This window comes from Nocardia sp. NPDC004711 (assembly GCF_053601595.1).
Genome location: NZ_JBSGCB010000134.1, coordinates 1 through 7802, shown reverse-complemented (window position 1 = coordinate 7802; position 7802 = coordinate 1). Strand labels below are relative to the sequence as shown.

At 65.9% G+C, this 7802-nt stretch carries 10 protein-coding genes; 6 read left to right on the top strand and 4 right to left on the bottom strand.

The window, feature by feature from the left end; all coding sequences use genetic code 11:
- On the top strand, positions 1–1728 hold a 1728-nt coding region (locus ACWEKS_RS48430), incomplete at its 5' end, for a serine/threonine-protein kinase (RefSeq protein WP_452346453.1).
- Between the two features lie 334 nt (positions 1729–2062).
- Here the strand turns inward: ACWEKS_RS48430 and ACWEKS_RS48425 are convergent.
- Both ACWEKS_RS48425 and ACWEKS_RS48420 read right to left on the bottom strand, forming a co-directional pair.
- Positions 2063–2377 carry a hypothetical protein gene (locus ACWEKS_RS48425; RefSeq protein WP_452346452.1) on the bottom strand — a complete coding sequence of 105 codons (315 nt, stop codon included), beginning with the start codon at positions 2375–2377 and terminating at the stop codon, positions 2063–2065.
- A 317-nt stretch (positions 2378–2694) separates the two neighbouring features.
- The gene (locus tag ACWEKS_RS48420) at positions 2695–3243 is read right to left on the bottom strand and encodes a TetR/AcrR family transcriptional regulator (protein ID WP_452346451.1); all 549 of its coding nucleotides are present in this window, start codon (positions 3241–3243) and stop codon (positions 2695–2697) included.
- Positions 3244–3376: 133 nt separating this feature from the next.
- Between ACWEKS_RS48420 and ACWEKS_RS48415 the strand changes: the two genes are divergently transcribed.
- The 3 genes from ACWEKS_RS48415 (at position 3377) to ACWEKS_RS48405 (ending at position 4964) form a co-directional block, all read left to right on the top strand.
- Positions 3377–4297, top strand: a complete 921-nt coding sequence (locus tag ACWEKS_RS48415) for an esterase/lipase family protein (RefSeq protein ID WP_452346450.1) — start codon at positions 3377–3379, stop codon at positions 4295–4297.
- A gap of 69 nt (positions 4298–4366) precedes the next feature.
- Complete coding sequence (locus ACWEKS_RS48410) at positions 4367–4612, top strand: hypothetical protein (RefSeq protein WP_452346449.1); 246 nt, start codon at positions 4367–4369, stop codon at positions 4610–4612.
- A 160-nt stretch (positions 4613–4772) separates the two neighbouring features.
- Positions 4773–4964, top strand: coding sequence for a hypothetical protein (locus tag ACWEKS_RS48405; RefSeq protein ID WP_452346448.1), 192 nt, complete (start codon positions 4773–4775; stop codon positions 4962–4964).
- A gap of 311 nt (positions 4965–5275) precedes the next feature.
- Here the strand turns inward: ACWEKS_RS48405 and ACWEKS_RS48400 are convergent, their stop codons facing one another.
- Positions 5276–5695, bottom strand: a complete 420-nt coding sequence (locus ACWEKS_RS48400) for a VOC family protein (RefSeq protein ID WP_452346447.1) — start codon at positions 5693–5695, stop codon at positions 5276–5278.
- Positions 5696–5981: 286 nt separating this feature from the next.
- Positions 5982–6242 carry an ATP-dependent DNA ligase gene (locus tag ACWEKS_RS48395; RefSeq protein WP_452346446.1) on the bottom strand — a complete coding sequence of 87 codons (261 nt, stop codon included), beginning with the start codon at positions 6240–6242 and terminating at the stop codon, positions 5982–5984.
- A gap of 386 nt (positions 6243–6628) precedes the next feature.
- Between ACWEKS_RS48395 and ACWEKS_RS48390 the strand changes: the two genes are divergently transcribed.
- A complete protein-coding gene (locus tag ACWEKS_RS48390; RefSeq protein ID WP_452346445.1) occupies positions 6629–7240 on the top strand; it encodes a TenA family protein in 612 nt (203 codons plus the stop codon).
- 127 nt (positions 7241–7367) lie between these two features.
- Positions 7368–7508: a hypothetical protein gene (locus ACWEKS_RS48385; RefSeq protein ID WP_452346444.1), complete on the top strand. Its 141-nt coding sequence runs from the start codon at positions 7368–7370 to the stop codon at positions 7506–7508.
- Positions 7509–7802: the final 294 nt, after the last annotated feature.

Genomic DNA, 7802 nt, shown 5'->3' with positions numbered 1-7802 from the left:
GTGTATCTGGCGCGGCAGCGGTCGATGCAGCGGCTGGTCGCGGTGAAGATCTCGCACAATCACGGCACCGAGCCGGAGACTCTTGCCCAGTTGGACCATGAGTACATCGTGCGGATCTTCGACCAGCGATTGATCGCCGATGGCGAGCTCAAGCTGCTCTACATGCAGTACTTGCCGGGCGGCACGTTGCTCGATGTGCTGAATCGACTGCGGTCGACCCCGGTTGATGCCCGTAGTGGGCGGGTGTTGCTCGATGCCGTCGACGGGGTGCTCGGGGACAAGGGTGAGGTTCGTGCTGCTGATTCGGCGGTGCGGGCCCGGATCGCGGCGATGACGTGGCCGGAAACGGTTGCCTGGCTGGGGTGCCGGCTCGCCGACGCGCTCGGGCACGCCGCCGGGCGCGGGGTGCTGCATCGCGACATCAAGCCGGCGAACGTGCTGCTGAGCGCCGACGGGATACCCAAGCTCGCCGACTTCAATGTCAGCTTCAGTCGACAGATCCGGGGTACCAGCCCGCTGGCGTATTTCGGTGGGTCGCTGGCCTACATGTCACCCGAACAGCTCGAAGCGTGCCATCCGGAGCTTCCGGGTACGGCCGGTGACCTCGATACGCGTAGTGACATCTATGCGCTGGCGGTGATGTTGTGGGCGCTGCTCACCGGGCGGATCCCGTTCGCGGACGAGGAATGCGCGGGCATGTCGGAGACGTCGCTGGGCCGGATGCTGGAGCTGCGTCGCCGTCCGATCGATGCGCGGTTCCTGTCCGAGGTTCCCGCCGATTGTCCTGCGGCGTTGCGGCAGGTGTTGCTGACCTGCCTGTCACCGGATCGCGAGTCCCGGTATGGCAGCGGATCGGAATTGGCTGTGCAGTTCGATCTGTGCCTCGACGAGCGGGCCCGTGACCTCGTCTATCCACCGGAGAACAGTTGGCGGGCACGGCTTTCGCGTCATCCCGTCCCGATTCTGTGGCTTATCGCATTGGTCGGCGTCGGACCGGCGTTGGTCTACCTGTACGGGCAGAGCTTGCAGTTCGGCAGAGGGCGCCCGTCAGGGGCCGTCCACTCGGAGCTCATCCAGGCCTCGAACACTTTCCATCTGATCGCCTGGCCGCTGGCCATCGTGAGCTGGGTCTACCTGTGCCGACATCTGATCGCGGTGCCCCGCGGCCTGCGCAAGGGCAGACGCTACGACGAGGCGACGCTTGCCCGCGTCCGATCACGCACCCTGTTCTGGGCCGACTTCGACGTGATGTTCACCCTGGTGTTCTGGATGATCGGCGCGGGGGTGTGGGTGGCCCTGCTCGGCGCGATAGCCGCTCGCCCGCCGCGGCTGTTGGCCCATGCGGCGATGCTGGTGCTGGTGTGCGGCGCGATCGCGGTCTCCTACATGTTCTTCCTGCAGGCGTTCTACATCGTCCGCTGCGTCTACCCGATCTACCTGCGCCACGGGCACACGACCGTTCGCGATGCCGCCCACCTCCGGGCACTGCACCGACGAAGCACGGTCTACCTCGGCATCGCCGCATCGGTGCCCCTGGTCGCCGTGCTGACCGGATTCCTCTACCTCGAGCCGGACGAGCGCGTCCGCATCACGAATTCGGTGCTGTGGTTGTGCGGGATCACCGGGCTCGCGTTCGTGGCCACCTACTGGCTGTTCCGAAAACTGGACGCGGACCTGCGAGCCCTCGAATGGGTCGTCGAGAAGCGATCGGGTGTCGAGATCGCATGAGCACCGATCCGACCTCGCGGGCGCACGCGATGGTGTGGGTCCCCTCGAACTCGGGGTTCAAGGAACATCGGTGCGAAAAGTAGCTCTTAAGGGTTTCGACGCCTGAACGCGGCCGCTCCAGCAATCTCGGAGGGCATGGCGTCACACCGGCGTGTAGAACAGCTCTGCCGGGCCCGGGGGGCCACCGGCAGCGCGCGACGCGCTGTGTTTCAAAGCTGGCCATTCCGAATGTCCATGCCGCCAGCCTGGATCTTTTGATCCGCTGGTAGGTCAATCGCACTCGCGCTTGAAGGCGACGGCGCGTGTCGTATCCGAGGGAGGTCTTCGGTCCGAGCTAGCCCATCCTGGAGCCGTCCGAGCTTGCGCAGTAACCGGTTTCCGGATGCCAGATGCCACCGGATTGTTGACAGAAGAACTGGCGCCACAGCAGCCGGGCCGAACTCGAGCCAGTGTTCGAATTCGCGTCGAGAGTCTGCATCGCTGAACCGGATGTGACGGATCCCGAGTCCGCCGAGCCCGAAGCGTTTGTCGTGGCCACCGGATCGAGGGTGAACGGAGCGGCGGTGGCGACCCCGGTACCGTACAGGATGGCGGCGGCTGCACAGGCGGTCGCGATGGTGGGGAGCCGGTAGGTCAGAACGGATTTCAACTACGGACTCCTTGGGGTGCAATGTCCCAAGAACTCTAAAATAGATTGATTTCAGAATGCTGCCCTGATTTTCAGGGGCGGCCCAGGAGCCACGGACTGCACAGGCCGTCATATCTACGACAGACCGTCCCCGGTCTGCACCGGGTCGCCGTAGCTATGCTCAACCGATTTGCTCAGGTGCCTGGCGACGACCTGGCCGGGATTGGTTGCGGCGAACGGTGGTTGCCCGGTCAGCGGCGCGAACGGTCTACAGGTCAGTGAATACTGGTCGGAGCTGGGCCGGGCTCGCCGACTACGGGCGGTGACCGCGACAGCGGTCAGTCCGGCGTGCGCTCGATCAATGCGGTGAGCGCGGCGCGCAGGTCGGGGCGGGCCGCGCCGGAGTACAGTTCGGTGAGCGCGATCTCGGCCACCATGGCGATGACCAGGTGTGCCACCGCGGGCGGGTCCGCCCAGCCCAGCTGTTCGATATCGGGCACGATCGCCGCGGCGACCAGCTGATTGCGGGCGGTCACCTCGTCGAGTAGATCTGCCTCGGTGCGAGATTGGGCGAGAAAGGCTTTGGTGCCCCGGGTGGCCAGGCAGGCGTCGAGGTAGGCGGCCAGGCCGGCGCGCAGTCGCTCGCGGCCGGGCGTGAGGTCGCCGATGGCGGCGAGGACGAGACCGGTCAGCTCGTCGTGATACCGGCGGTGCAGCGCGACCACATAGCTGCGCCGATCCGGAAAGTGATGGTAGAAGGTGCCTTTCGCCATGCCTGCGGCCTGGACCACGGCATTGACCGACAGTCCGGCCAGGCCTGTGCGAGCGGCGACCTCCGTCCCGGCGTCGAGCAGGGCGTTGCGGCCCGGTTCCGCGGGTCGGGGCATGGCCGGAATCCTTTCCTGCGCTGTCTCTTCCCTCCGAGGGTACACAGCGGCTAGCCTATGACCGACCGGTCGGTCATGCGCGGCGCGTAGGGGGCATCGCGAGGCCGACCGGCACGAATCCCCGGGAGTACGCATGCGATCGGCCACCTGCTGCCTCAGCGCCGCCGTCCTGTTCGCCGCCGCGCTCGCCGGACACCCGGCCGCGGCCGACGAGCCGGATCCTTCCTACAGCTACTTCGGCGGACTGGCGGCCGAGCTCACCGCGCCCGGGCAGGCGCCGCCCGGCGCGAACGACTGGTCCTGCAAGCCCGCTGCCGCGCACCCGAATCCGGTGGTTTTGCTGCACGGGCTGTCCAATGACACCGTCACCTGGAACACCCTGTCCGCGGTCCTCACGAACGCCGGCTACTGCGTGTTCACCACGACCTACGGCACCGGCGCGCTCGGCCCAGTCATGGGCGCCATCACGCCGGTCGAGACCAGCGCCCAGCAGATCTCCGACTTCATCGACCGCGTGCGCGCCGAAACCGGCTCGGACAAGGTCGATCTCGTGGGTCATTCGATGGGCGGCGCGGTGCCGTTCTACGCCCTGAACCACCTCGGCGCCATCCCGAAGATCGACCACTACGTGGCGCTGGCCGCGCCGCTGCACGGCTCCACGGTCAGCGGCCTCGCGAACCTGCAGCCGCTGCTCGAATCCACCGCGCCCGGAGCGGAACTGGCCGCACAGTGCGGGCCGTGCCAGCTCTCGCCCGGCTCGAAGGTCGCCATCGACCTGAACGCGGACCCGGCTCTCGCACCGGACATCCGGTTCACCACCGTGGTCTCCCGCTACGACGAGATCGCCACCCCCTGGACCACCGGCCTGCTGGACGGACCCAATGTCGACGACGTGGTGCTGCAGGACCTCTGCCCGACCGACTACACCGAGCACTACGAGCTGCCCGCGGATCCGGTCACCGCGCGCGTGGTCCTCAATGCCCTCGACCCCGCGCACGCCACACCCGTCTCCTGCACGGTCGTCCTGCCTTTCGCAGGACCGCTAGGTCGATAGCAATCCAACAGTCGAGCCGCCTGCCGCCCATCCCAGCCCTGCCATCCGCACCCACACGAAGGCCAACGCATGATCGACTGCGAATTCCCCATTCGCACTGAGCAATCCGGGCAAGAAGTGACGGTCGAGGGCACGCTCGCCGCGCTGCGGACGGCTCGGGCACGCGCGCACGGCGAGCTCGAAGCCGCACTGGCGGCCGGACTTACCACCGCCGCTATCGAGGACTGGATTCTCGATCTCGACGACCAGATCACAGTCATCGCCGAGGCGATCGGGAATCTGAAACTGCTTGGGAAGCAGAAGTTCTGCCATTGAACTACAAGGCGAATGGCGTCCTGGGGCCGCAACCTCATGTGGTGTAGGGGTACACCCAATGCCGACAGCCGTTCGGAAAACGATCGATGCAAGCAGTCCGCCGGCCCAGCGGCGTCGAACTATCGCGCGGTCACGTAATCGGTCGAGGGGGAGCGCTGGAGTGCAGATGTTCATCAGCGGGCGGGTCAGCCGCTGCGGCGGTGAGGCCCACGTCGTCATCGGTGCACACCGGCCGGGGTCCACCTGGGTGGCACTGGACAACGCGCTGAGTGAGGTCACCCGGCATCTGGGCATCGCCCTGCTGTGGTTGCTCGCACACGTCGCGACCAGGTCTGCGGTGCACGAACCCTAGGCGCGGTCGGGCGGCAGCCGATAACGACGGTGGATTCCATTGCATGCTCGGCGATTTCGGAGAATCGAGCGGCGGCCGGCCGATACGAGGGCCCGAAGACGCTGAGCGCGGCCATGATCCGCCCGTCGCAGTCTCGAACGGGGGCGACCGCGTTCAGCCCGCCCTCCAGCTCCTCCTCACAGGCGCCTCCGGACCTGTTCGACGAGGAGGGCGCCGCTTACGGGCAAGTTCCAGTCGGACCACAAGCGTACGAGTTCGATCCCTAGCATCTGTTCCTCATCGAGAACGAAACTCGTGGGCGATTGCTTTTGTTAGGGGCCCTTCGATTGGCCAACTTCGATGAGGTGGCCGTCGGGATCACGGATGTAGGAGCGGAATTCGTGGGGGTGGTCGACCGGTTCGGTCAGAAAATCCGCACCTCGGGCGGTCCATTCGCGCTGCGACTGGTAGATGTCAGCGACGCGGATGTTGAGGAAGGCGCTGACCGTGTCGGGGTCTTGCGGCGTGGTGAGGGTTACGGTCGGTTTGTCCGCTGTCGGACCACCGCCGTCGTTGAGGATCAGCCAAGTGTTGGCCAACTGCAGGATGACGGGGTCACGGTCGTGCACGACCTGGGCGTCGAACACGGTCCGGTAGTAGTCGCGCGATCTGTCCTGGTCGGAGACGACGAGGAAATGGGTGACCACGAAACCGTCGCGTGGGGGAAACTCGAACTGTTGTGAAGTAGTCATGGGTGGCCTCCTCTAGCTTGCAGCTCAGGTGCGGTCACAGTCTCGACCGATGCATAGTACCCGACCTAGCTCCAGCATCACTTTGTGATGTAGTGCCTGTCCTCGCTGGTAGCGAGCGGGTTTTGCCTGGTGTTGATGGCTTCGTTGCCATGCCGACCAGCGGAGCAGCCAGGTGGGGTGCCGACCACAACTGGGGCCGGTCGCGATGGCGGGCCGCCGAAAACCAGCAGATCGAACACATACAGGCACGCCGGCACCGCACGGATCAGCGCTGGGCTCGGGCGTGTCACGCCCATGCGGCGCCCGATCCGGGAGAACCGCGGCACCCCGTCGCGGTCCGGGTCACTAGTTCACCGTCGAGGGCGATCTCCCGCCCCGTCGCTAGCGACACCACGGCGTGGGAGATCTCGGGGAAGGCCGCGTTGAGGTAGTTGCCGTTGCGGCTGACCATGTAGCACACGCCGTCGGAAATCCATGCCAGGCAGCGGATTCCGTCGTACTTCCATTCGTAGGCGTACCGGGTGTCGTCGTCGCTCGCTCGGCCCACAGCGCACGGTGTTCCTCCGCGTCCGATGGAAGCCAACACCGCAGCCGGAGTCGCTCGGTCAACAGACTCGCCGGGAACTCCGAGTACGTCTCCACGATCCAAATCTATGCGAGGCGCCACCGGTAGGTCAGCATGTCCGACTGACCGAAATACCCTCGGCCCGTTGACCTTCAGCGCACCGGGCGCCACGCTGCCCGCGACGAGGGCTCTGCGCGGAGCAGGCAGCTTCCCGATATGGGGATGTGGCGGCCCGGACTACGTCATGGTCAACGGCGACGTCGTCGAGTTCCCGAACCCGCAATACCGGTGCCGCCGAAGCGCAAGTAGCGCTACCCGGTGCAACACCGCCGCCAACGCGATCAGGCGAGTAAGAGAGACTTTCTCGCATGAGTCTTGCAACCCATCTGGAGCAGCTCGGCCGCCCGCTGGTCGATGAGCAGCTGGCGCACCCGACCGTGGCGGGGATCGCGAAAGGCGAACTCGCCGAGCCGGTGTTCTGCTCCTGGCTGGAACAGGACTACCTGTTCCTGCTCGACTATGTCCGCGTCTTCTCCCGCCTCGCCTGGCAAGCGCCCGCCGCCCACCTCGGCGACCTGGTCGACCTCGCACACGCCACTTTCCACGACGAAATCTCGCTGCACCGCGGTCTGGCCGCGGAGTTCGGCGCCGACCTCGACGGCGCCGTCAAGGGCGAGCCATGCACGAAATACACTGCGTTCCTGCTGGATTCGGCCGCGAACTACGCCGACGGCCTAGCCGCCCTCTATCCCTGCATATGGGGCTATTCGACGCTCGGCGCCATCCTCGCACAGAACCCACCCGCCGACCCGCGCTACCAGCGCTGGATCGACACCTACGCCGACCCCGGCTTCGCGGCTCTCACCGCCCGCTGCGCCCAGATGCTCGACGAAGCCGGCGGCGACAACGCGGAGGAGCTGTTCCTGACCGGCATGCGCCACGAACTCGCGTTCTGGGATGTGCCGCTCAGCCGCGGGTGAACCGATAGGCCATATCGGTGAGCGGCCCGACCTCGATCTGAGAGATCCCGTTGATGCCCAGGTCCGTTCCTGGAGGTTCCATCTGGTGCGTTGTGTCTCCGCTGATGCGTGAGGCAAGGACGGCACGATGGGCAGCACCCACCGAGGGGAGCGCATCGTGTTCCAGCAGTTCGTGGTACCCGATGAGGATGAGTTCATCCAGGAACTGGGGATCGAACTCGTGCCAGCGAACTACTGCACCGAGACGGCGAATCACGCTGTTTCGTAACCGAATTCGACACGGACTCACTGGCAGGCAGGCTCGAGATCACGGTGGGCGAGTCTGTGGCGATTCTCGATCAGCTGCTGTTCGTCTGAGCATCTTCGACATGCGAGAGCACCCGGTTTCCTCCATCCTCGACGACCTCCCCACCACCGACTGACTGCTCACCGGTCAACATACGTATCGCTGGTATTCGAGCAGAGCGCTGTAATCGGCTACTTAAGACTGGTGTTAGGGCCGGGTCCCGGCCAGGATTCGGTCCAGGTGCCCGGTGGGATGCTCGGTCAAGCGGCTGCCCGC